The sequence below is a fragment of the Massilia phyllosphaerae genome (genome assembly GCF_034659755.1).
Classification (GTDB): Bacteria; Pseudomonadota; Gammaproteobacteria; order Burkholderiales; family Burkholderiaceae_D; genus Telluria; species Telluria phyllosphaerae.
The window spans coordinates 145392-169365 of the sequence record NZ_JAXSQX010000007.1 but is presented as its reverse complement, the minus strand read 5'-3'; the positions used below and the strand labels follow the sequence as shown (position 1 = coordinate 169365).

Annotated in this window: 14 protein-coding genes, 1 tRNA gene and 2 pseudogenes; 7 read left to right on the top strand and 10 right to left on the bottom strand. The window is 62.9% G+C overall.

Annotation, left to right across the window (positions count from 1 at the left end):
* Nucleotides 1-573: 573 nt before the first annotated feature.
* Together U1H99_RS24265 and U1H99_RS24260 are read right to left on the bottom strand one after the other, a co-directional pair.
* Nucleotides 574-2235 (bottom strand): ShlB/FhaC/HecB family hemolysin secretion/activation protein, encoded by a 1662-nt coding sequence (locus U1H99_RS24265; RefSeq protein ID WP_323144253.1) that lies wholly within the window; start codon nt 2233-2235, stop codon nt 574-576.
* Nucleotides 2236-2273: 38 nt separating this feature from the next.
* Nucleotides 2274-9077: a YDG domain-containing protein gene (locus tag U1H99_RS24260; protein ID WP_323144252.1), complete on the bottom strand. Its 6804-nt coding sequence runs from the start codon at nt 9075-9077 to the stop codon at nt 2274-2276.
* Nucleotides 9078-10304: 1227 nt separating this feature from the next.
* On the opposite strand from U1H99_RS24260, the pseudogene U1H99_RS24255 reads away from it, so the two are divergent.
* Nucleotides 10305-11454 (top strand): annotated as a pseudogene (locus U1H99_RS24255) (IS3 family transposase).
* A 272-nt stretch (nt 11455-11726) separates the two neighbouring features.
* Here the strand turns inward: U1H99_RS24255 and U1H99_RS24250 are convergent.
* The 8 genes and pseudogenes from U1H99_RS24250 to cysS form a co-directional block, all read right to left on the bottom strand.
* The gene (locus U1H99_RS24250; RefSeq protein ID WP_375341649.1) at nt 11727-12374 is read right to left on the bottom strand and encodes a tyrosine-type recombinase/integrase; all 648 of its coding nucleotides are present in this window, start codon (nt 12372-12374) and stop codon (nt 11727-11729) included.
* Nucleotides 12375-12428: 54 nt separating this feature from the next.
* Nucleotides 12429-12958: pseudogene (locus U1H99_RS30175) on the bottom strand (tyrosine-type recombinase/integrase); the annotation flags it as partial.
* 165 nt (nt 12959-13123) lie between these two features.
* A tRNA-Ser gene (locus U1H99_RS24240) sits at nt 13124-13216 on the bottom strand.
* Nucleotides 13217-13314: 98 nt separating this feature from the next.
* A complete protein-coding gene (locus U1H99_RS24235) occupies nt 13315-14562 on the bottom strand; it encodes an aspartate kinase (protein WP_141829025.1) in 1248 nt (415 codons plus the stop codon).
* Nucleotides 14563-14705: 143 nt separating this feature from the next.
* Nucleotides 14706-16145 carry a tRNA lysidine(34) synthetase TilS gene (tilS, locus tag U1H99_RS24230; protein ID WP_323144251.1) on the bottom strand — a complete coding sequence of 480 codons (1440 nt, stop codon included), beginning with the start codon at nt 16143-16145 and terminating at the stop codon, nt 14706-14708.
* Nucleotides 16142-17119 (bottom strand): acetyl-CoA carboxylase carboxyltransferase subunit alpha, encoded by a 978-nt coding sequence (locus U1H99_RS24225; RefSeq protein ID WP_323144250.1) that lies wholly within the window; start codon nt 17117-17119, stop codon nt 16142-16144. Before U1H99_RS24225 ends, tilS begins: the two co-directional genes overlap by 4 nt.
* 71 nt (nt 17120-17190) lie before the next feature.
* On the bottom strand, nt 17191-17847 hold the full coding sequence (locus U1H99_RS24220; RefSeq protein ID WP_323144249.1) for a DNA-3-methyladenine glycosylase family protein: 657 nt from the start codon (nt 17845-17847) through the stop codon (nt 17191-17193).
* Nucleotides 17848-17866: 19 nt separating this feature from the next.
* Entirely contained in the window at nt 17867-19264 is a 1398-nt protein-coding gene (gene cysS, locus U1H99_RS24215) for a cysteine--tRNA ligase (RefSeq protein WP_323144396.1), read from the bottom strand.
* Nucleotides 19265-19510: 246 nt separating this feature from the next.
* On the opposite strand from cysS, the gene U1H99_RS24210 reads away from it, so the two are divergent.
* From U1H99_RS24210 to U1H99_RS24185, 6 genes are all read left to right on the top strand, one after another.
* Nucleotides 19511-20110, top strand: coding sequence for a peptidylprolyl isomerase (locus U1H99_RS24210; protein WP_323144248.1), 600 nt, complete (start codon nt 19511-19513; stop codon nt 20108-20110).
* 200 nt (nt 20111-20310) lie between these two features.
* Nucleotides 20311-20805 carry a peptidylprolyl isomerase gene (locus tag U1H99_RS24205; RefSeq protein ID WP_323144247.1) on the top strand — a complete coding sequence of 165 codons (495 nt, stop codon included), beginning with the start codon at nt 20311-20313 and terminating at the stop codon, nt 20803-20805.
* Nucleotides 20806-20846: 41 nt separating this feature from the next.
* Nucleotides 20847-21605 (top strand): UDP-2,3-diacylglucosamine diphosphatase, encoded by a 759-nt coding sequence (locus tag U1H99_RS24200; protein WP_323144246.1) that lies wholly within the window; start codon nt 20847-20849, stop codon nt 21603-21605.
* Nucleotides 21606-21761: 156 nt separating this feature from the next.
* Entirely contained in the window at nt 21762-22127 is a 366-nt protein-coding gene (locus U1H99_RS24195) for a GntR family transcriptional regulator (protein WP_323144245.1), read from the top strand.
* Nucleotides 22124-22993, top strand: a complete 870-nt coding sequence (locus tag U1H99_RS24190) for an ABC transporter ATP-binding protein (RefSeq protein ID WP_323144244.1) — start codon at nt 22124-22126, stop codon at nt 22991-22993. Before U1H99_RS24195 ends, U1H99_RS24190 begins: the two co-directional genes overlap by 4 nt.
* The gene (locus U1H99_RS24185; protein ID WP_323144243.1) at nt 22990-23973 is read left to right on the top strand and encodes a hypothetical protein; all 984 of its coding nucleotides are present in this window, start codon (nt 22990-22992) and stop codon (nt 23971-23973) included. Before U1H99_RS24190 ends, U1H99_RS24185 begins: the two co-directional genes overlap by 4 nt.
* Nucleotide 23974: the final 1 nt, after the last annotated feature.

Sequence of the window (23974 nt, the reverse complement as noted above, 5' to 3'; positions counted from 1 at the left end):
GGTTTTTTGATTTCCCTGAACCGCTCAGGACTTTGTTCTGGCGGAGACGGTGGGAGTCACATCCTTACTCTGAGAGCGAACATCTTTTACTGGCAATGCCCCCAAAAGTGCCCCCAAAAATTCCACTCGGGGCAGGATGACTTCTTCGGTACTGGATGCGCACTTACCCAGGCAGCCGAGCCACACGAATGTTGCGCCACCAAAACAATTTGAGTTGTTAATTGGAAATTATTCTGTGTGATTAATCAATTTCATCATTTTTGATACTTTTCATAAATTTATTAGAGTTTGAGCTGCTTATACACTGCAGAAGTCGACATTTCTATAATATGGTCGAGTAACCAAGCTACACAGGGTCGGTACGGTAACCAATTACCTCAAGCAAGACTATGCTGCTGGCGAAAGCTGCTCACCAGTTCACAACGGCTTTAGAGGCAGTATTAACCCTTAAGAATCAGAGGCTAATTAAGAGCCATAGCTTGCATCACACGAACCCGTTGCATACGGTTCGCTCTAAATGCCGTCCGGCGAACCCGAAGACATCTTTTCGAGTCAGATGCAAGGTCCAGCCGCTCAAAACCCCTTGCTGACGATCGCCCAGCCGCGCACCGACGAGGGCGACGGCAGCGCGTCCGGCACGCCGCCGATCTGCGTCGACACGGCCACGTCCGCATGCCAGCCGTCCGGGCCGGCCCAGGCCAGGCCAAAGCCGGCGCCCGACAGCGTCACCGTATTCTCCGATGGCATCCACGGATGGCGGTTGATCTTCACGCGCGCACCGTCGACGAACGCCGAGAGTTGCCAGCGGCCGGCCGCGAAAGCGCCCAGGTCGTGGCGCAGCTCGGCCGAGGCGACGTAGCCGGTGTCGCCGGAAACGGCGCCGACATCGTAGGCGCGTACCGTGAACGGGCCGCCGACTGTGATCTTCTCGGCCGAATCCAGGTTGGCGTTGGCCCACTGCGCGCCGGCGCTGAAAACCAGCAGGTCGTGCGCCCCCAGGCTCTGCGTGCGTGACAGGTTGGCGTTCCACTTCGAGAAGTTTCCACGAGTGCGTGCCGCCAGGGCGTCGGCACTCTCGGCAGCCGCATCGTCGAAGCGGTTGTGGCCGCGCGTCCAGCCGACGCTCCACGTGGTCTGGCCGCCGCCCAGCAGGCCATCGCGCAGATCGCCGTTCAGGGTCGCGATCCAGTCGCCGAGGCGGCGGTAGGTGCGGGTATCGGTGATGTCGATGCGGTCGCGCAAGCGCTTGTCGTCGTACTCAAGCTGGGCGTACACGTTCGCTTCCTTCGCGCGGACGATGGGCTGCCTGATCCAGGCGCTGGCCACGCCCGCGGTACCTTGGGCGCCGAGCGTGCCGAATTCGCCGCCCAGCTTGTAACGCACGTAGGAGTACGCGGCGCCGACGCGCGTGCCGGCGCCGCCCACCAGCACGTCGTAACCAAGACGCGCGTAGTTCATGTCGCCGCCGGTGGTGATCGCGCTGAGGTCGAGGATGTCGCCATGGTGCAGCGGATTGAACACCTTGGCCGAGCCGCTCAGGCGCGTGCGGCCGATGTAGCGGTTGCCGTAATTGTCCAGCGCGACGTTGGCGGCGGCGGCTGCGGTCGGGCTGGTCACCACGTCGAGGTCGGAGGTGCCGACGTCGGCGCCCGGTTTAAGCACCGCGCTGACGCCGATGCCGGGGATGTCCGACAGCAGCAGCAGCGTGCGGTCGAGCTCACGGTCGGCGATCGGCTGGCCGCTCTGCAGCGGCGACGCGGTCGCGTTCAGCAGCGCGTCGCTCACGCGGCTGCCGTTCTGCAAGCGCACCGCGCCGTAGCACGCTTCCAGCACCTGGATGCGCACCGCGCCATCGGCGATAGTCTGGGCCGGGATCACCGCGCGGCTCAACGGGAAGCCATTGCGCTGGTAATAATCGGTAATGCGCGCTGCAGCCTGCTCCAGCTGGGCCAGGGTCAGTATCCTGCCTTCCAGGTCAGCCACCAACGCATGCAGCTCAGGTGTACTGAACTGCGTATTGCCGTCGATGTGGATCTCCTTGACCGCGAACGGCGCCGTGGCGGGCGCCGGCGCCGCCTGTTGCGGCTGGACCTGCAGCGCAGGCTTGCCCTGCTGTGTTGCCGGTAACGGCACCGGCTGCACCTGCTGCAGGATGGTGCCCGAGTTGGGCACCCCAGACTGGTAGGCGTGCGCGCTCAGGGACACGAGCGCCAGCGCGCCGGCGAGCGGTTTCAACAAAAAACGTAGTCGGGAAACGGGTTTCATAGCGTTGTTCATTCAGTGATGCTGGTCGCCAGCGGCGGCAGGTTCATGCCGCCATTCTGGATCTGGAGCTTGGGCGCGCCGGGGCCGAAGCCGAGCGCGGTGTTGACTACCCCGGTGCCGGGCCCGCCCTTCGATTCGTCCTTGGACGGGCTGTCGCCATCGGTACGCGACACCAGCACGGTCGACGAGGTATTCAGCGAAGCGGGCTGCGCCGAGGCTTGCGAGGCCAGCACGCTGGACTGCACCTGCGCCACCGCGTTGTCGATTTGCTGCGGCTTCTGCGTGATGCTGGCCTGGGCCGTGGCCTGGTCGACGATCGCATAGTTGCCCACGTCGGCGCCGCCATATACGTTGCTCAGCTTGACGATCTTGCCAAGGCCCGCCGCGCCATCGGCGAATGCGCCGGTCGACGTGACCGTGACCACGTCGCCGCCCACTTTGCCGTTGAATACGGCGCCGGCGGTGCTGACCGTGGCGGCCGTGGTGCCGTCGAATGCCTTGTCCGCGGCGCCGATGCCGCTGACGGTGATCGATGCCGGCGTGATGCTGGCGGTGAGGCCGCCCAGCTGCACCAGGCTGTAGTTGCCGGCGTCGGCGCCGGTGAGCGTGTAGCCGCCCACGTCGACGCGCTTGCCGCTGCCGACGTTCTTGTCGGCGAAGCTGGCGCTGGCGTTGCCGCTCAGGGCGACGGCATCGCCGGCAACGGCCGACACGGCGGCGGTGCCGGACAAGGTGGCGGCGGTGCTGCCGTCGTAGGTCTTGCCGTTCACGCTCACGCCCGCGACCGTGAGAACGGCCCTGGCGATGTCGGCGACCAGCCCGGTCGGCTGCACCAGCGTGTAGTTACCGGCATCCAGGCCACTCAGCGAGTAGCCGCCGACGCTCACCGCCTTACCGCTGCCGGCGTTCTTGTCGGCGAAGCTGGCGCTGCCGCTGCCGTTCAGGACGACGACATCGCCGGCGATGGCCGACACGGCGGCGGTGCCGGACAAGGTGGCGGCGGTGCTGCCGTCGTAGGTCTTGCCGTTCGCGCTCACGCCCGCGACTTTGAGAACGGCCTTATCGATGTTCGCGCTCAGGCCGGCAGGTTGGACCACGTTGTAGTTGCCCGCGTCCGCGCCGCTCAGGGTGTAGCCGGTGACGCTGACGAGCTTGCCGCTGCCGGCGTTCTTGTCGGCGAAGCTGGCGCTGCCCTCGCCGCCGACCGTGACGACGTCATTGCCGAGTGCGGCGGCGGTGGCGACGCCGGACAAGGTGGCCGCCGTGGTGCCGTCGTAGGTTTTGCCGTTCGCGCTCACGCCCGAGACGGCCAGGCTGGCCTTGCCGATGTCGGCGTTCAGGCCGGCCGGCTGGACGAGGTTGTAGTTGCCGGCGTCCGCGCCGGTAAGCAGGAAGCCGGTGACGCTGACAAGCTTGTCGCTGCCAGCGTTCTTGTCGGCGAAACTGGCCATGCCGGCGCCGCTGATCGACACCGCGTCGTTGCTGATCGGAACAACGGTAGCGCTGCCGGACAGGGTGGCGACGGTGCTGCCGTCGTAGACCTTGTTGTTGGCGGTCACGCCGGACAGGGCCAGATCGGCCTTGCCGATGTCGGCGCGCAAGCCGCCCACCTGCAGCAGCTTGTAGTTGCCCGCATCCGCGCCGCTCAGCGAGTAACCGCTGACATTCACGGCCTTGCCCCTGCCGGCGTTCTTGTCGGCGAAGACAGCGCTGCCGGTACCCGACAGCGACACCTCGTCGGCGCCGAAAGGCGTCACGCTGGCGCTGCCGGACAGGGTCGCGGCGGTGGTGCCGTCGTAGGCCTTATCGCCGACCGACAAACCGGTCAGCTGCAGGCCGGCCTTGTCGATGCTGGCGGTGAGGCCGCTCGGCTGGACGACGTTGTAGTTGCCGGCATCCGCCCCGCTCAGGGCAAAGCCGGTGACGCTGACAAGCTTGCCGCTGCCGGCGTTCTTGTCGGCGAAGCTGGCCGTGCCGCTGCCACCGACCGAGACCGCGTCACTGCCGAATGCGGCCACGGTGGCGTTGCCGGACAGCGTTGCGGCGGTGCTGCCGTCATAGGTCTTGTTGTTGGCGGTCACGCCGGTCACGGCCAGGGAGGCCTTGCCAATGTCCGCGTTTAGGCCGGCAGGCTGGACGATGTTGTAGTTGCCTGCATCGGCGCCGCTCAGCGTCAGGCCGCTGACGGTCACGGTTTTGCCGGTGCCGGCATTCTTGTCGGCGAAGGCGCCGGTGCCAGTACCGGAAACGGTCACGCTATCGCCGCCGATTACGTTCACGGTGGCGCTGCCGGACAGGGTAGCGGCGGCGGTGCCGTCGTAGACCTTGTTATTGGCGGTGACGCCGGACACGGCCAGGTCGGCCTTGCCAATGTTGGCGCTCAAGCCGCCCACCTGCAGCAGCCTATAGTTGCCCGCATCCGCGCCGCTCAGCGAGTAGCCGCTGACGTTAACTGCCTTGCCGCTGCCGGCGTTCTTGTCAGCGAAGATGGCGCTGCCGCTGCCCGAGAGCGACACCTCGTCGGCGCGGATAGGCGTCACGCTGGCACTGCCGGACAGGGTCGCGGCGCTGGTGCCGTCGTAGACCTTGTCGGCGACCGACAGGCCGCTCAGCTGGAGGCCGGCCTTGTCGATGGTGGCGGTGAGGCCGCTCGGCTGCATGACGTCGTAGTTGCCGGCGTCCGCCCCGCTCAGTGCATAACCGGTGACACTGACAAGCTTTCCGCTGCCGGCGTTCTTGTTGGCGAAGCTGGCCGTGCCGCTGCCGGCGACCGAGACCGCGTCGGCGCCGAATGCGCCCACGGTCGCGTTGCCGGACAGGGTCGCGACAGTCGTGCCGTCGTAGGTCTTGTTGTTGGCGGTGATGCCGGTCACGGCCAGGTCGGCCTTGCCGATGTCCGCGTTCAGGCCGGCCGGCTGGACGAGGTTGTAGTTGCCGGCATCGGCGCCGCCCAGCGAATAGCCGCTCACCGTCACCGCCTTGCCCTCGCCGGCGTTCTTGTTGACGAAGCTGGCCGTCGCGGTGCCCGACAGGCTCACCGCGTCGCCGCCGAATGGCGTCACGGTCGCGGTGCCGGACAGCGTCGCAGCCGTGGTACCGTCGTAGACCTTGTTGTTCGCGAACACGCCGGCGACGGTGAGATCGGCCTTGCCGATGTTGGCGCTCAGGCCGCCCACTTGCAGCAGTTTGTAGTTGCCCGAGTCCGCACCGGCAAGTGAGTAACCACTGACGTTTACGGTCTTGTTGCTGCCGGCGTTCTTGTCGGCGAAGGTTGCGCTACCCGTGCCGGTTACGGTCACAACATCGCTGCCGTAGGCGGCCACCGCGGCGGTGCCGTCGAGAGTCGCGGCGGTGCTGCCGTCGTAAACCTTGTCGCTGACCGACAGGCCGGACAGTACCAGGCCGGCCTTGTCGATGGTTGCCGTGAGGCCGGTCGGCTGGACGACGTCGTAGTTGCCGGCATCGAGGCCCCTCAAGCCGTAGCCCGTCACGGTGACGGCCTTGCCCCTGCCGACGTTCTTGTCGGCGAAGGTTGCGCTACCCGTGCCGGTTACGGTCACGACATCGCTGCCGTAGGCCGCCACTGCGGCGGTACCGTCGAGAGTCGCATTGGTCGTGCCGTCATAGGCGCGATTGCCGGCGGTGACGCCGATGACGCTGAGATTCGCCTTGGCGATATCGGCAGTGAGGTTGGTCGGCACGACCAGATTGTAGTTGCCCGCATCCGTACCAGCCAGGCTGTAGCCGCTGATCGTGACCGCCTTACTGGTGCCGGCATTCTTGTCGGCGAAGGTGCTGCCGATGCCGCTGCCGGACACGGTGACCGCGTCGCTGCCGAGGGCCGACACGCTGGCGCTGCCGGTCATCGTGACGTTCGTGGTGCCGTCGTAGGTCTTATTGCTGGCCGCGATGCCGGACAGGCTGAGGTCGGCCTTACCGATGCTGGCCGTGAGCCCACCCGACGGCGCCAGCGTGTAGTTGCCGGCATCCAGGCCGCCCAGCGTATAACCGCTGACCGTCACCGCCTTGTTAACGCCGACGTTCTTGTCGACGAACACGGCCGAGCCGCTGCCGGTCACGCTGACGTCGTCGCCGGCGATGGCGGTGACGGCCGCGGTGCCGGTCAGGGTCGCGGACGTATTGGCGTCGTAGACCTTGTCGGCGACCGACACGCCGCCGATATTCAGGGCGGCCTTATTGATCGTGGCCGTGAGGCCGGTCGGCTGCACGACGTCGTAATTGCCGGCGTCCGCACCGCTCAAGCCGTAGCCCGTCACGGTCACGGCCTTGCCGCTGCCCGCGTTCTTGTCCGCGAAGGTTGCGCTGCCCGTACCGGTGACGGTCACGACATCGCTGCCCAGGGCCGCCACGGTAGCGGTACCGCCGAGTGCGGCGTTGGTCGTGCCGTCGTAATCCCGACTGTTGGCAGTGACGCCAATGACATTCAGGCTTGTCTTGGCGATGTCGGCGGTGAGGTTGGTGGGTGCCACGAGGTTGTAGTTGCCGGCGTCGGCCCCCGCCAGGCTGTAGCCGGTGACGATAACGGCCTTGCCGGTGCCGGCGTTCTTGTCGGCAAAGGTGCTGCCGACGCCGCTGCCAGACACGCTCACGACATCGCCGGCGATCTGCGAGACGACGGCGCTGCCGGTCATCGTGACGTTCGTAGTGCTGTCGTAGGTCTTGTTGCTGGCCGCGATGCCGGACAGGCCGAGGTCGCGCTTGGTGATGTTGGCAGTGCCGGCTTGCAGGCCGTTAAGTTCGTACTTGGACGCGCCGCTGCCGCTCAGCGTGACGCCGGTGACCGTGACCGTTTTGCCGCTGCCCACGTTTTTGTCGGCGAACGTGGCGGTGGCGCCGCTGGTGTCGACAGTGGCATCGGATGGCGCGCCGCGCGGCACCGAAGTCGAGGTGATCGTCGCCGTGATGTTGCCGTCGTAGGTCTTGTTGCCGATGACCGTGGCCACGTTGACGTACATGTAGGTGCTCAACTTACTGGAGTCGGGCATCCTGATCAGTGGGTCGCCGTTAACATCGGTGAGCACCGCGTAATCAGTGGGCGAGGTATAGCTGCTCGGGTTATAGTAGATCTTGACCGTACCGGTGCTGTTACCGAAGACATTCGACTGATTATTCAGGCTGACGGTGCCGATGCCGGTGCCCGTATTGTCCGCGCGCAGGACCATACTGCCCGTGCCCGCACCTGCATCGAGGTTAGCGAGGCCCTGCAGTTCGATGTTGCGGTAAGCGCTCAGGGTGAGCGTGGTGCCGCTAGTCCAGTTGGATCCGCCCACCAGCACACCGTCAGCAAGGATGATATCGCCATTGCCGCTGTGTCCCGTACAGGCCAAGCCAGCGTTGCAGGTCGTGTGCGCACCGGTCTTAATCGTCAGGCTGGACGATTGCAGCGCGGTTGTCACGTCGACATCCTTCATGTCGCCCGAGCTGATGCCATCGGCGTAAATTGTGAAATCGTCCGGATCGAGCAGCCAGTCGCCCGCCTTGCCGTGCGGCGCCAGCGTGTCCACATGAGCACTTCCACCCACGGTCAAATGCTTGCCCGACGTCTCGACGCTGCCGCCGTTACCACCTGCGGCACCGCCCCGGGCGCTGATGCGGCCGTCAAAGCGGGTAGCGCCGTCCGACCAGATTGCCACGCGTCCGCCCGCGCCCGCGCTGACCGCGTCGGCGCGAATCACGGCGCCGGTGTCGACCGTCGTGGCCGAGGCGTTGCGTTCAGAACCCACGCCGGCGAAATTGCCGCCGACCAGAGCCAGGCCGCCGCCCACGTCGCCCGACACATCGATGCTGCCGTGCGCCGCCAGCGTGACGGCATCGCCCAGCACCTTGACCGTGCCGCCCGACGATCCGGCCGCCTTACCGGACGCGTCGAGGGTGCCGCTGTTGCTCACCGTGCTCGCGGCGCCGCCGTCAAGGACGATCGTGCCGTTCACGGCGCGCGCGCTGTGCGCTTCGATGATGCCGGTGTTGTTGACGACGCTCGCCAATACCGCGTCCTTGGCGCCGGCGCTCAGGACGACTGCGCCGCCGTCGGCGCGGATCAAGCCGCCATTCTCGGCCAGGTTATCCAGCGTGGTCCGGGTTACCATCATCTTCACAAGCTGGTTACCGGCGAACGACAGAGTGATGTCGCTGCCGGCGCTTAGGGCGACGGCCCCGGCCGGGGCGGCAATGGCGCCGGCGTTGGAAACGCGGTTGCCGACGAAAGCTACGTAGCCGCCCTGGGCCGCGTTGATGTCGCCCCGGTTGACGATGCTGCCCGTGCCGCTCCCCGCAAAACGCCGCGTCGCGCCGGTCAGCGCGTTGTCGTCGACGTCGAGCGTCGAGGCGACCAAGCCGCCAACGTTGATTTGCGATCCGGCGCCGAACAGGACGCCATTCGGATTGATCAGGTAGACCTGGCCGTTGGCGTTCAGATGCCCAAAGAATTGGGTGCCGCTGGTGTCTAGGATGCGGTTGACCGCGATCGCGCTGCTTGAGGGCTGCACGAAATTGACGGTTTCGGACGCGTCCGTGTTGAAGCTTTTCCACACAAGCGACAGGTTTTGGCTCGACTGCGTCACAGTCGTGGTCTTGCCCGCCTGGTCGATACCGCCCGTGCCGGCCGTGACCTGTCCGCCCGTCGGCCCGGCCTGTGCTAGGTGCGCTGCCGTCAGCGCCGCTGTGGCGAGCAGCAGCTTCCTGCTGGCGCGCTTTCCGCGCCCGCGCGAGGTCTCCGAGACTACGACCCAAGTTTGATGAACGTGACTCCAGACCAGACGGAAGATCCGGTTCAGCGAAGCATGACGGTGCATTTGATTTCTCTTATTTCGGTGGTCGCGCCATGAGCGCGGCGTTATGTTTGTCTTAGAGACGATCCAGGTCTATACGTAATTACAAGGACCCGATAGGTGATGTTCAAACCTTAAGCTGGCGAAGTTCGATCAGTTACTTAAGTGGAACCACATTAAGTTGCTTAAAATCATCATAGACCGTCTATTACCGTTGCTCCAAGAGATATCTTCCTCTCTGGCCTAATTTGTTGCTTTTGGGACATATTAATCAGGATATCGATAGTGACAGACATTCGTAATAGCCGATAAATTTTTCGGCTTGACAACATGCTATGCTGGGACGACCGTCTGCTCCCGGCCAGAAGCAGACAGTCGTGCCACAGCCGATGTAGTGAAGAGTGCAACCTTAATAGTGTTAAAAGTAATTAGAAACCGCATGGCTAGGATCTAGATGAGAAAAATTTCGAAGCGCCATGTAAGAGAATGGGGCCAAGTTTTCCACAAGAGATAGAGTTTCTCTGGAGTCAACTTGACCAGCGTGGCTTTGCAGGACCTGAAAACTTAGGCGAAAGGTACTTTTTTTCTTTTAAGACTGGTGCCTATGACACCATTCAAATCACTTTAAGCTTCAGTAGATTCTCACAGGATCCATCGACGGAGACTGGGCTTTTCCATATTGGTATCGTCGTACGATCAAAAACACTTTTTCTGAAGACTTTTAGTACTCAAGGTAGCCTTACTGAATCAAGGGTCCCTAATGAGCGATGCTATGAACCGTGCTACGTTGATTATCTAGCTCATCGTAAGTGGGCACAACAAACATGCTCTAAAAACCCCTATTGGTTGATGACGACGAACGCTTCCATTCCTTCGAACCTCTACGATTGGTTGAGAGATTTCGATCAGCTTCATCTGCCACTGATTCCACAACTCAACTCAGATAGTGCATTAATTTTGGCAATGCACAAGGCCTTAATTTACAGAAAACCCTCATGGGTAAGATCCGATGGGCCAGGTTTCGTTAACATGCGTGAGAAGCTGAAAATACTTAAAGGAAAGGCTGAATTTTAAATTGCTTGATAAGCAGTAAGTTTTGGCCAATGTCCGCTTTGGGTCTTGAATTCAACCGGTCGACGCAACGAGTTGGCTGAATCGTTCAGCGGGTGTTTGATATTCTAAAGTCTGAATTGAATCGCCACGACAATTGTAGACACTCCTGAGCCATAATTCTGGGAACAAGGAGAAAGTATGAGTGGAAAGCGGTACACAGAGGAATTCAAGATTGCGGCGGTCAAGCAAGTGGCTGAGCGAGGTCACCCGGCGAGCGAAGTAGCGGCGCGTTTAGGAGTTAGCATTCACAGCCTGTACACCTGGACAAAGCGCTACGGCGTGCCTGAAGAGGAGCGCAAGGCTGTGGATTCCCAAGCCGAGGAAATGCGGCGTCTGAAAGCCGAAATGAAGCGCGTTACCGAGGAGCGCGGCATCTTGAAAAAAGCCGCGGTGTACTTTGCCAAGACGTCCGGGTAAGGTACACCTTCATTGTTGAATTACAGGGCCAATACTCAGTGCGGCGACTGTGCAAGATGCTCGGCGTGCATCCCAGTGGTTTCTATGCCTGGCGTTTGAATCCAGAAAGCCGCCGCGCTAAGGAAGACAAGCGCTTACTGGTTCCCATCAAGAGTCATGGCTGGAAAGCGGCAGCGTGTACGGTTACCGCAAGGTCAGCGATGACCTGCGCGAACTGGGTGAACAATGCGGTATCAATCGCGTTCACCGGCTGATGAGACTGGCCGGAATCCGCTCCCAAACCGGCTACGCCAAGCGCAAGTACAAACGCGGCGGTGCACCGTCACTGGTGGCACCAAACCATTTGCAACGGCAGTTTGACGTGCAGGAACCTAATCGAGTCTGGGTGACGGACATTACCTATATCCGCACGTATGAGGGGTGGCTCTACTTGGCCGTGGTACTCGACCTGTTCTCGCGTCAAGTGGTAGGTTGGTCGATGAGTTCGCGCATCGATCGCGAGCTGGCGATGAATGCACTTTTGATGGCAGTCTGGCGCCGGCAACCCAAGCATACGGTGATGGTGCATTCCGATCAAGGCAGCCAATTCAGCAGTTACGATTGGCGCGACTTCCTGAGCGAGCACAATCTGCAACAAAGCATGAGCCGGCGCGGTAATTGCCACGATAACGCCGTTGCCGAGAGCTTCTTCCAGTTGCTCAAGCGAGAACGTGTTCGGCGAAAGACTTATAGCACTCGCGATCAGGCACGGCAGGATGTCTTCGACTATATCGAGATGTTCTACAATCCAAAGCGGCGGCACAGCATCAGTAATGGCATGTCGCCTGTTGAGTACGAAAAGCAGTATTTTCAGCGGCTGTCGAGTGTCTAGAAAACTCGTGGCGATTCAAACCGCCGAGAAGCCTGGCATCGCGGTACAGCTTTGTGACATGTGATTGCAGACTGTCGCCTATAAGGCATGGCTTCAGAGCGCGGAAGCTGTAACACCTGAAACTTCGCGCCCGAGCGATTCCGAATCGCCTCGACAAGTTCTTATCCACGAGCATGAACGGCTCAACACTGAGAGTTGCTAGCTAAGGGTTCGAGGCCAAATCGTGATTAGTTCCTCACGCTGCAAAATGTCCCTAATACGAGAAGTGCAATTTAAGAAACTCTTTGAATCGCTATTTCATCGATATAGTCTGCCCAGCGCTGCATCATAGCCCGCCGCTCTTCAATATATTTTGCGCGATCGTACGCAGTTTCCAGCTTGTCGCGCTGCGCATGGGCGAGCTGCCGGTCCACTACCTCATGTCGATAATGTAGCTTTTCCTTCAGCGTGCTCATCGCCAACGAACGAAAACCGTGCCCCGTCATGTCGCCCTTATATCCCATGCGTTCGATCGCTTTCAACAGGGTATTGTTGCTCATGGGACGATCAGGATCGCGTTGGTTCGGAAACAGGTAAGTGCCCCCGCCAGTCAGCCGATATAGCTCTCTAAGCAGCTCGCAGGCCTGACGCGGCATGCAGACATAGTGGTCGGTTTTGTTAGGCTTGATACGCCGGCGCCCACGTTTCATGCGTCGCCAAGGAATAACCCACTCTCCACGTTCAAGATCGATTTCACTCCAAGGCGTCTCGATGAGTTCACTCGTCCGGATAAAGAGTAGCAGCATCAATCGCATTCCCACCCTGGTGGGGAGTCCCATGCAGGCTTCGTTGGCGTACAGGGCACGCAGAAAGGTCGGCAAATCGTCAGACTCGATCGCTGCGAAGTGCCCCTCCTCCCGCGGCGCCAATATGTCTCGCATTGTCTCGGCAGGATTGCGCTCGGCAATGCCGGCGCGAATCGCATACCGGAATATCCGCGAGCAGTTTGCCGCCGTCCGACTGGCGATTTCGAGCGCTCCTCTTGACTCGATAGTTCTGATCGCCTGCAGCACGTCGCGCGGCTGGACCTCTGTAATCGGTACGTCGCCAAATGCACCGAAGACGTCGAGTTCAAGCCTGTGCAGGATATCCTTCGCTGTCTGCGGTTGCCATTGCCCAAGCATCGCGGTATGCCACTCACGAGCGACTTTTTCGAACGTGTTCTCAGCCACCATCTTGGCTTGGCGAGCAGCGTCCTCCCGATCCCTTGCCGGATCCTTCCCAGCAGCGATCAGCTTGCGCGCCTGATCGCGTTTCGCCCTGGCGTCGATAAGTGATACTTCTGGGAACACACCAAAGCTAAGCCTGTCCCGTCGTGCTGCCTGAACTTCATGCGCCAGAGCTTGCTGCCTTTCGGTGTGACCTCGAGATACAGGCCGCCACCATCAGCGAGCTTGTAGACCTTGTCCCGGGGCTTGGCGTTGCGTACCTGGAGTTGCGTGAGCGGTGCGATGGGCTTCGGCATTTTGGGGGCATCCAATTTGGCAGGGACACGGCGTGCCCCCAACGATGCCCCTAAACGTGCTGGATGTCCAAGGACATACCCGGACAGCATAAGACGAAAAAAACCCGCTGTCTCTATGAGAACAGCGGGTTTTTTGATTTGCCTGAACCGCTCAGGACTTTGTTCTGGCGGAGACGGTGGGATTCGAACCCACGATACGGGTATAAGCCATATGCATCCTTAGCAGGGATGTGCCTTCGGCCACTCGGCCACGTCTCCAATCAGCTTCACAGTGTTGCTCGATGTCGCTGAGTGCAAGCATCTTAATGGCCGCACCCCATTTCGTCAAGGAAGCGCGGCCAATTTATGCGAAAAAGTTAAGCTTGCTCTAAACCAAACGCTTTATGCAGGGCGCGTACGGCCAGTTCCATGTATTTTTCGTCGATCAGGACCGAAATCTTGATCTCCGAGGTCGAGATCATCATGATGTTGATGCCCTCGTCCGCCAACGTACGGAACATTTGCGAGGCGACGCCGACGTGGCTGCGCATGCCCACGCCCACGGCCGAGACCTTCGACACCTTGGCGTCGCCGACCAGGCGCGCGAAGCCGAGCACGTCCTTTTGCGCTTCCAGCACGGCCAGGGCACGCTGGTAGTCGTTGCGCGAGACCGTGAACGTGAAATCGGTTTTACCGTCTACCGATACATTCTGTATGATCATGTCGACCTCGATGTTGGCCTCCGAGACCGGACCGAGGATGTGGAAGGCGACGCCCGGCTTGTCGGGCACGCCCAGGACGGTGATTTTGGCTTCATCGCGGTGGTTGGCGATGCCCGAGATGACGGCTTGTTCCATATTGCTTTCTTCCTCAAACGAAATCAGGGTTCCCGACTTGGCTTCTTCTTCGAGCGGCATCAGGGGATCGGTCAGCGACGACAGCACGCGCGTCGGCACGCGGTAGTTGCCGGCAAATTCGACGGAGCGGGTCTGCAGGACCTTGGAACCGAGCGAGGCCAGTTCCAGCATCTCTTCGAAGGTGATCTTTTCCAGGCGGCGCGCCTCGTCGACGATGCGCGGGTCGGTGGTGTAGACGCCGTCGACGTCGGTATAGATCAGGCATTCGTCGGCCTTCAGCGCGGCCGCGATGGCGACGGCCGAGGTGTCCGAGCCGCCGCGGCCCAGGGTCGAGATGTTGCCTTCTTCGTCGACGCCCTGGAAGCCGGTGATGATCACGATCTTGCCGGCGTCGAGGTCGGCGCGCACGCGGCTGTCGTCGATCGACTGGATGCGGGCCTTGGTGAAGGCCGAGTCGGTCTTGATGCCCACCTGCCAGCCGGTGTACGACACGGCATCCTTGCCGCGCGCCAGCAAGGCCATCGCCAGCAGGCCGACCGAGACCTGCTCGCCGGTGGAGGCGATCATGTCGAGTTCGCGCGGGTCCGGCTGGGCCATGATTTCCTTGGCGAGGCCGATCAGGCGGTTGGTTTCACCCGACATTGCCGACGGCACGACGACGACGCGGTGACCGGCGTCATGCCATTTCGCGACGCGCGCGGCGACGTTCTTGATACGGTCCGTCGAACCCATCGACGTCCCGCCATATTTGTGGACGATTAAAGCCATGAAGTGGGGGTTTCCGCTTGTAAAAAGTCAATAGAGCCTTTTACTGTACATGCTGCGATGCAGAATCTCAAGACCTTGGATGGTCAAACCTATACCGAATTGGTATATGGTCATGCGGAAATAGAATGACAGCGCGGCCGAGCTTAGTCGCCCGTTTCCCAGCGTAGCGCGACGCGCCCTGCCCCCTGTTGCAGGTAATGGCAATCCATGCCGAGCCCGGCCGCGTACAGCAGGTCGATGCCGCTGCTGACGATCGGCAGCCGGGTGCGCTCCCAGGCCGGCACGCCGCCCGCCTGAAAATGTGCCTTCAGGCTGCGGCTGGGACGGTTCGGCGCCAGCTTCAGGCGCTCGCCGCCGTTGCGGAAATCGATCGCCAGCGGCTGGGCGCGCAGCCAGTCGGGATCGAAGCCGGTTTCTGCCGCGTCGAAATGCAGGATGCCGCCGTAGTGCGGGAAAGCCAGCGAGGCCTCGCCCGCCCAGCGGAAGGCCTGGGCGTGCTTGTCGATGATGCCTTCGTCGTCGGGGTCGCGCATCCCGGCGAGGTCGGGCAGCTTGGGCACGAGATAAAGACGCTCGCGGTGGCGCCGCACATGGCATTCCGGATGCACGACCAGCATCTGCGCATCCTCGCGCGCCGAGAACAGCTGGCCGATCATCTCGTCCATCCATGCGGTCGACGGCATCGCCAGGCGGCGTACCGAGAACCAGTGGCGCAGCACATTGTTGATGCGGTCCGGGCTCAGCGCGCGCAGCTGCGCCAGGTCGATGGCGTCGCCGTCCAGGCAGCGCTCCAGGTCCTGGCCGGCGACCTCGAGCAGCACGCGCAGCGCCGACTGGGCATGCATGCTGCTGCGCGCGACGCGCGCCTGGAAGCCGGGGAAGGCCGCGCCCAGCGCCGGCATCACCGTGTGGCGCAACGCGTTGCGGGCGTAGCGCGGGTCGCTGTTCGATTCGTCCTCGACCCAGTCGATGCCCTCCTCCTTCGCCAGCGCTTCCAGGTCGGCGCGCGCCGCCTGCAGCAGCGGACGCGCCATCAGCAGGTGCGCGTCGCCCAACAGCGCCGGGGTACGGTTGGCGGCGTCCATGCCGGACAGGCCGGCCGGGCCGGACCCGCGCAGCAGTTGCAGCAGCACGGTTTCGGCCTGGTCGTCGAGGTGGTGGGCGGTGAGCAGCAGGTCCACGCCATGCGCGCGGCACATGGTGCCCAGCGCCGCGTAGCGCGCCTTGCGGGCGGCCGCTTCGATGCCGCTCTTGCCCTTTTCCACGCTGACCTCGCGCGCGTCGAAGCCGATGCCGAGCGCGGCGCAGGCGGCGGCGCAGTGGGCGCGCCAGGCGTCGGCGTTCGGGCTCAGGCCGTGGTGGACGTGGAAGGCGGACAGGGACAGCCCGTGCTCGCGCGCATACGCGTGCGCGAGACGCAGCAAGACCATCGAATCGAGACCGCCGCTGAGGGCGACCGCGATCGCGGGTGCGGTACTTGGGAAGTATTCGGACCGCAGGCCGGCAAGGGCCTGCGCAAAGAGAGAGGAAATGCCGGCGGCAGCCGGCCTGCCGCGGCCAGCCGCTTTACCGATTTGCATCATTCCTCGCGCGGGGTGGTTTCCTTGAATTTGCCGTAGGCCATCAGCTTGGCGTGACGGGCCTCGATCAGATCCTTGGTTTTCATGCCCTGGAACTGGCGCAGGGTGTCGGCCAGTGCGCGCTTCAGGCCCTGGGCCATGGCGGCCGGGTCGCGGTGGGCGCCGCCCAGCGGTTCGCTGATGATCTTGTCGATCAGGCCGATGGCTTTCAGGCGGTGCGCGGTCAGGCCCAGCGCGTCCGCGGCGTCGGCCGCGCGTTCCGAGGTCTTCCACAGGATCGAGGCGCAGCCTTCCGGCGAAATGACCGAATAGGTGGCGTACTGCAGCATCAGCACGGCGTCGCCGACGGCGATCGCCAGCGCGCCGCCCGAACCGCCTTCGCCGATGATGGTGGCGATCAGCGGCACTTTCAGTTCGGCCATGACGTACAGGTTGTGGCCGATCGCTTCCGACTGGCCGCGCTCTTCGGCGTCGATGCCGGGGAAGGCGCCCGGGGTGTCGACGAAGGTGAAGATCGGCAGGTTGAACTTCTCGGCCAGCTTCATCAGGCGCATCGCCTTGCGGTAGCCTTCGGGCTTGGGCATGCCGAAGTTGCGCATCGCGCGCTCTTTGGTGTCGCGGCCCTTCTGGTGGCCGATGACCATGCAGGACTGGCCGTTGAAGCGGGCCAGGCCGCCGATGATCGACTGGTCGTCGGCGAAGGTGCGGTCGCCGTGCAGTTCATGGAAATCGGTGAAGATCGCGTTCACGTAGTCCATCGTGTAGGGACGCTGCGGGTGGCGCGCGATCTGGGAAACCTGCCATGGCGTCAGCTTGGCATAGATGTCTTTCGTCAGTTGCTGGCTCTTCTTGGCCAGGCGGTCGATTTCTTCCGAGATGTCGACGGCCGAATCGTCCTGCACGAAGCGCAGTTCTTCGATCTTTGAATCGAGCTCGGCAATCGGCTGCTCGAAGCTGAGGAAAGTTGTCTTACTCATTGTACCTCCGGGTGTTTTCGTGGCCGCGCCCGGGTCGACTCACCAGGGGCCGCGGCAGCAAGGGCGCTATTCTATACTGGAATCGGGTCTAAACTGCGCCATAAGTACCACGTAGCAACTGTCCGCCAAGGTTCCCAATTGGCCGCCACTTCGCGCGCATCGCTGCGCGACACCGGCTCGCCCGAGAAATAGTTCTGGCTGATGCCCTGGATCAAGCCGGCATCGTCGAGCGGCAGCACGTTTGGCCTGAGCAGATTAAATATCAAAAACATCTCGGCTGTCCAGCGGGTGATGCCGCGAATCTGGACCAGTTCCGCGATCACGGCTTCGTCAGCCATTTCCGACCACTGGTCGGCATGCACCCGCTTGTCCTTGAAGTGGCCGGCCAGGTCGAGGATGTATTCGGTTTTGCGCTTCGACAGGCCGCACGCCGACACCGGCTCGGCGCCGGCCTTCAGCACCTGCGCCGGCGTCATCTTCGGGCACAGCGCGCGCAGCTTGGTCCAGGCGGCTTCGGCGGCCTTGACCGTCACCTGCTGGCCGACGATGGAACGGGCCAGCGTCGTGAACGGGTCCGGATGGCCGCGCAGGTGCATGTCGCCGAACTGCGGGATCAGCTTGTTCATGATGCGGTCCCGCCGCATGAGTTCAGCCTTCGCCTCCGCCCAGTAAGGCGGAACGTCGGGCAGCACCGGGTCGGTGCCCGCGAGGTCCTTGGAAATTGCCATGCGTGCTCGTGTCGCCGGCTCAGGCGCGGCGCCAGTTGGTGGTGCCGTCCGGCTTGTCTTCGAGCACCACACCGGCCGCCGTCAACTCGGCGCGGATGGCGTCGGCTTCGGCGAAGTTGCGGGCTGCCTTGGCGGCCTTGCGGCGCGCGATGGCGTCGACGATGGCGGCTTCGTCCAGGCCGCCGGCATCCGGGCTGCCGGCCTGCAGGAATTGCTGCGGGCTGCGCTCGAGCAGGCCGATCACGCCGGCCAGCGCCTTCAGCTGGCGCGCGGTGTCGAGCGATTTGGTGCGGTTGACTTCGCTGGCCAGGTCGAACAGCGCGGCCACCGCCAGCGGCGTGTTGAAGTCGTCGTCCATCGCTTCGCGGAAGCGCAGCGCATGCTGCTCGTCCCAGTCGACGCTCGGCGGCTCGCTGCCGAGCTCGATGCCGGCGAGCGCCGTGTACAGGCGCGTCAGCGCGCCCTTGGCGTCATCGATGTGGGCGTCGGAGTAATTCAGCGGGCTGCGGTAGTGGGCGCGCAGGATGAAGAAGCGCACTACTTCGGCATCGTATTTCTTCAGCACGTCGCGGATCGTGAAGAAATTGCCCAGCGATTTGGACATCTTTTCGTTATCGACGCGCACGAAGCCGTTGTGGATCCAGTAGTTCGCCATCGGCGCCCCGAAGGCACCCTCGGACTGGGCGATCTCGTTCTCGTGGTGCGGGAACTGCAGGTCGGCGCCGCCGCCGTGGATGTCGAAATGCTCGCCCAGCATGGCGCATGACATGGCCGAGCACTCGATGTGCCAGCCCGGGCGGCCGATGCCCCACTTCGAATCCCACTTGGCTTCCGCCGGTTCGGATTCCTTGCCGGCTTTCCACAGTACGAAGTCGAGCGGATCGCGCTTGCCGGTATTCACGTCGACGCGTTCGCCGGCGCGCAGGTCGTCCAGCGACTTGCCGGACAGCTTGCCGTAGCCCGGGAAATTGCGCACCGCGTAGTTGACGTCGCCGTCCTCGCCGCGGTAGGCCAGTTCTTTTTCTTCCAGCTTTTCGATGATCGACAGCATGTGCGGCACGTATTCGGTCGCGCGCGGCGCGTAGTCCGGTGCCAGGATGCCGAGGGCGTCGGCGTCTTCATTCATGGCGTCGATGAAGCGCGTGGTCAGCTGGGTGATGGTTTCGTTGTTCTCGACCGCGCGGCGAATGATCTTGTCTTCGATGTCGGTGATGTTGCGGACGTACTTGACCTCGTAGCCGGACGCCTTGAACCAGCGGTAGATCACGTCGAAGGCCATCATCATCCGGGCGTGACCGACGTGGCAGTAATCGTAGACCGTGATCCCGCACACGTACATGTTGATCTTGCCGGGCTGGATGGGAACGAATACCTGCTTGTCACGCGCCAGCGTGTTGTAAATCTTTAGTTGGCTCATCGGATGGTTGGCTAGAGGTTGGAGCATGACGCTCGGACGGACACACGCGGCAAGGCGCGGCCGGCGTCGGATCGTCAGGACTGGTTCTTATTGTTTTGGAATGATGTGTTCCGTTTGATAAAATCGACAGTCCGTCGCGAAGTATAGCATTGATAAAATCCGGACTGGCCGCAGATGCCGACAGTTTATTTTTCTACAAAACCCTTGACAGTAGTTTGCTTTATGTCGATCGAGAGGAAGCCACCGATGCACACATTCAAACCATCCGGCGCCCGGGTGTTCACCCGTTTTGCCGTCGCCGCTGGCGCCCTGTTGCTGTCGGCAGCCGCCTTTGCCGCCGATCCGCAGGTGTCGCTGAAGACCAGCATGGGCGAGATCGTGCTGGAGCTGGACCAGGAAAAAGCGCCGGTCACGGTCGATAATTTCCTGAAATACGTAAAGTCCGGCTTTTACAAGGGCACCATCTTCCACCGCGTGATCGACGGCTTCATGATCCAGGGCGGCGGCATGGATGCCAAGTTCGTCAACCGCAAGCCGCGTCCGCCCATCAAGAACGAATCCAACAATGGCTTGTCCAACGCCGCTTACACGGTCGCGATGGCGCGCGAAGACAATCCCGACTCGGCCACCTCGCAATTCTTCATCAACGTGGTCGACAATTTCGGCCTCGACGCCATCAACCGCGTGGACAGCGGCTATACCGTGTTCGGCAAGGTCGTGAAGGGCAAGGAAGTGGTCGACAAGATCAAGGGCGTGCTGGTCGACGACACCCACGGCTACCAGAACGTGCCGGTTACGCCGGTCGTGATCGAGTCCGTGACCGTGCTTAAGAGCCTGTCCCGGTAGGTAGAAGGCGCTGCTGGCGCGCCTGGAAAGCGGGTGCTGCGTTGCTCGTCGTTGCATGGCTCGCCATGCGGCCTCCTCTCGCCTTGCCCGCGCTTCCCAGGCATCGCCATCCGCTGCCTCCTACCCACCTGGACAGACTCTGAGGGCGACAAGGCTGTAAAATAACGAACTCTCAACACCACTACACACAGGATACCAACATGACCACCGTACTCATGACCACCAACAAGGGCAACATCAAGGTCGAGCTGGATGACGCCAAAGCGCCGAAGACCGTTGAAAACTTCCTGTACTACGTGAACAAGGGTCAGTTCAGCAACACCATCTTCCACCGCGTCATCAAGGACTTCATGATCCAGGGCGGCGGCTTCGAAGTCGGCATGAAGCAGAAGGACACCGATCAGACCGTGGAAAACGAAGGCAAGAACGGCCTGAAGAACGACAAGTACACGATCGCGATGGCCCGTACCTCGGCCCCGCACTCGGCCTCGGCCCAGTTCTTCATCAACACCAAGAACAACGACTTCCTGAACTACCCGGGCCAGGATGGCTGGGGCTACGCCGTGTTCGGCAAGGTCGTCGAAGGCCAGGACATCGTCGACCAGATCAACACCGTCAAGACCACCCGAGCCGGCATGCACGCCGACGTGCCGGCCGATCCGGTGATCATCGAGAAAGTCGAAGTCGTCCAGTAATCCACCTCGAGATTGATGCAACCCGCGCGCGGGACCTCGCCATGACCACTCCCGCGCGCACGCTTGCGCTGTTCATCTCGGACCTGCACCTGCAGGCATCCCACCCGCGCACGGCGCAAGCCTTTTTCGGCTTCCTCGCCGGGCACGCGCGCCACGCCGAGGCGCTCTACCTGCTCGGCGATATCTTCGAATACTGGGCCGGCGACGACGACCTCGAAACGCCGTTCAACGCCGAGGTGGCCGCACGGTTGCGCGACCTGGCCGACGCCGGCGTCAAGCTCTACTGGATGGCCGGCAACCGCGATTTCCTCGCTGGCCAGGGCTTTGCCGACGCGGCCGGCTTGCGCCTGCTGGCGGAGCCGCACGTCGCGGCGTTCGCCGGCACGCACGTGGCGCTGGTCCACGGCGACGCCCAGTGCACCGGCGACACCAAGTACATGGCCTTCCGCGCGCAGGTGCGCGAAGCGGCCTGGCAACAGCAATTCCTGGCCATGCCCCTGGGCCAGCGCAAGGCGATCATCGCCGGCCTGCGCGAAGGCAGCCGCGCCGCCCACACTGAAAAATCCTACGACATCATGGATGTGGCGCCGGCCGCGGTCGCCGCCCTGCACGAGGCCACCGGCGCCGACGTCATCATCCACGGCCACACGCACCGGCCCGCTCTGCACCAGGACGGCCAGCGGCGCCGCTACGTGCTGCCCGACTGGGAGCTCGACGAGGATCCGGTGCGCGGCGGCTGGATCGCGATCGATGCCGACGGCAACATCACACGCCACGCGCTCGACGGCACGCAGCTCTGATCCGACCTATCCGAACTGACAGGATGGCACCCGCCATTCCTGTGTTGACAGTGACAAGACCGGTGTTATACTTCACTACAACACCACATCATCACATCACCAACATGGAGGCAGGCATGGGTATCCAGGCTGCACCGCAGGAAAGCGAGGCCGGCAATGACCATCGGCTGGAATGACAATACACCGATCTACCGGCAGCTCAAGGAGCGGGTGATCGGCATGATGCTGGACGGGGCGCTGAAAGCCGGCGACGCCCTCCCCTCGGTGCGCCAGATCGCCGCCGAGTATCAGCTGAATCCGATCACGGTGTCCAAGGCTTACCAGGAACTGGTCGACGATAACTTGGTGGAAAAACGAAGGGGGATCGGTATGTACGTCACGGAAGGGGCCAGCGAAAAGCTGCTGGCGAGCGAGCGCGAACGTTTCCTGCGCGAAGAATGGCCGGCCATGCTGGAGCGCATCCGCCGCCTGGGCCTGGACACCGAACAACTGCTGCGTGACGCCGACGGAGGCCGCTCATGAGCAGCGTGATCACGGCCAAAGGGCTCACCAAGCGCTACGGCAAGCGGGTCGCCGTCGACGGCATCGATTTCGACATCCCCGCCGGCCGCATCGTCGGCCTGATCGGCCCCAACGGTTCCGGCAAGACCACGACGCTGAAGGCGGCGCTGGGCCTGATCCCGTTCGAGGGGTCGCTGTCGGTGCTGGGCTTCGACCCGCGCACCCAGCGCGACGACCTGATGCAGGACGTCTGCTTCATCGCCGACGTCGCCATCCTGCCGCGCTGGCTGCGTGTAAAAGATGCGATCGACTTCGTGGCGGGCGTGCACCCGCGCTTCAACCGCGACAAGGCCGAGCGCTACATCGCCGCCACCTCGCTCAGGCCGACGATGAAGGTGAAGGAGATGTCGAAGGGGATGATCGTCCAGCTGCACCTGGCGCTGGTGATGGCCATCGACGCCAAGCTGCTGGTGCTGGACGAACCGACGCTGGGCCTGGACATCCTCTACCGCAAGCAGTTCTACCAGAACCTGCTCGAAGATTATTTTGACGAGCACAAGACGATCGTCATCACCACCCACCAGGTCGAGGAGGTCGAGCACATCCTGACCGACCTGATGTTCATCCGCGAAGGCCGCATCGTGCTGGCCGCCTCGATGGAAGAAATCGGCGAGCGCTACATCGAGGTGATGGTCTCGCACGACAAGCTCAGCGCCGCCAATGCGCTGCAGCCGATCGACCGCCGCACCGTGTTCGGCAAATCCGTGATGCTGTTCGACGCGGCTTCGAACGGCATCTCGCGCCAGCAGCTGGCGGCCCTAGGCGAAACCCGCAACCCGAGCGTCGCCGACCTGTTCGTCGCCACCATGAAAGGAAGCTACGCATGAATACCGTGACCATGAAATGGCTGCTGCGCCGCGAGTTCTGGGAATACAAGGGTTCGATGTTCTGGGCGCCGCTGGCGGTGGCCGCGCTGCTGGTGCTGTTCGTCGGCGGCACCGTGGTCTACGGCCTGGCGACGCACCACGTCCCGACCCACGTCACCATCAACGGCCAGACGCTCGACGGCGTCAAGGTCGGCGTGACGCTCGAGGCCACGCGCCGCATCGCGCAACTGGGCAGCAGCGTCTACCTGGGCGCATCCCTGCCGCTGTTCGCGCTGCTGACCGCGGTGATCTTTTCGTACTGTCTCGGCGCCCTGCACGACGAGCGGCGCGACCGCAGCATCCTGTTCTGGAAGTCGCTGCCGGTGTCGGACGGGATGACCGTACTTTCCAAGGCCATCACCGCGCTGCTGGTGGCGCCGCTGATCACGATCGTGCTGGGCACCGTCGCGTCCCTGCTGCTGCTGCTCATCTCTTGCGTGACGCTCAGTATCGGCGGCGTCCACGTATTCGCTTACGTGCTGTCCTCGCCCGACCTCTACCTGTCGCCGCTGCGCCTGCTGGCCCTGCTGCCGGTGTACGTGGTGTGGGCCCTGCCCGCCGTCGGCTGGCTGCTGCTGGTGTCGAGCTGGGCGCGCGCCAAGCCCCTGATCTGGGCGGTGGGCGTGCCGCTGATCGGCCTGCTCCTGGTGAAATGGATCAGCCTGGCCGCCGCCAATGTCAACGGCGAACCGCTCGGCCTGATGCCCTATGCGCAGGATGTGGTCGCCCGTCTGCTGGGCGGCATCGTGCCCGGCATCTGGTTCGGCTTCGACGGCGTGCCGTCCGCCGTACGCACCGACCCGAGCGGCGCCGCGATGGATGGCCTGGTCAGCAGTTCGTATGCGACGCTGGCCCATGCCGACGCCTGGCTGTGGGCACTGCTTGGTGCCGCCATGCTGTACGCGGCGATGCGCCTGCGCCGCTTCCGCGACGAGGGTTGAG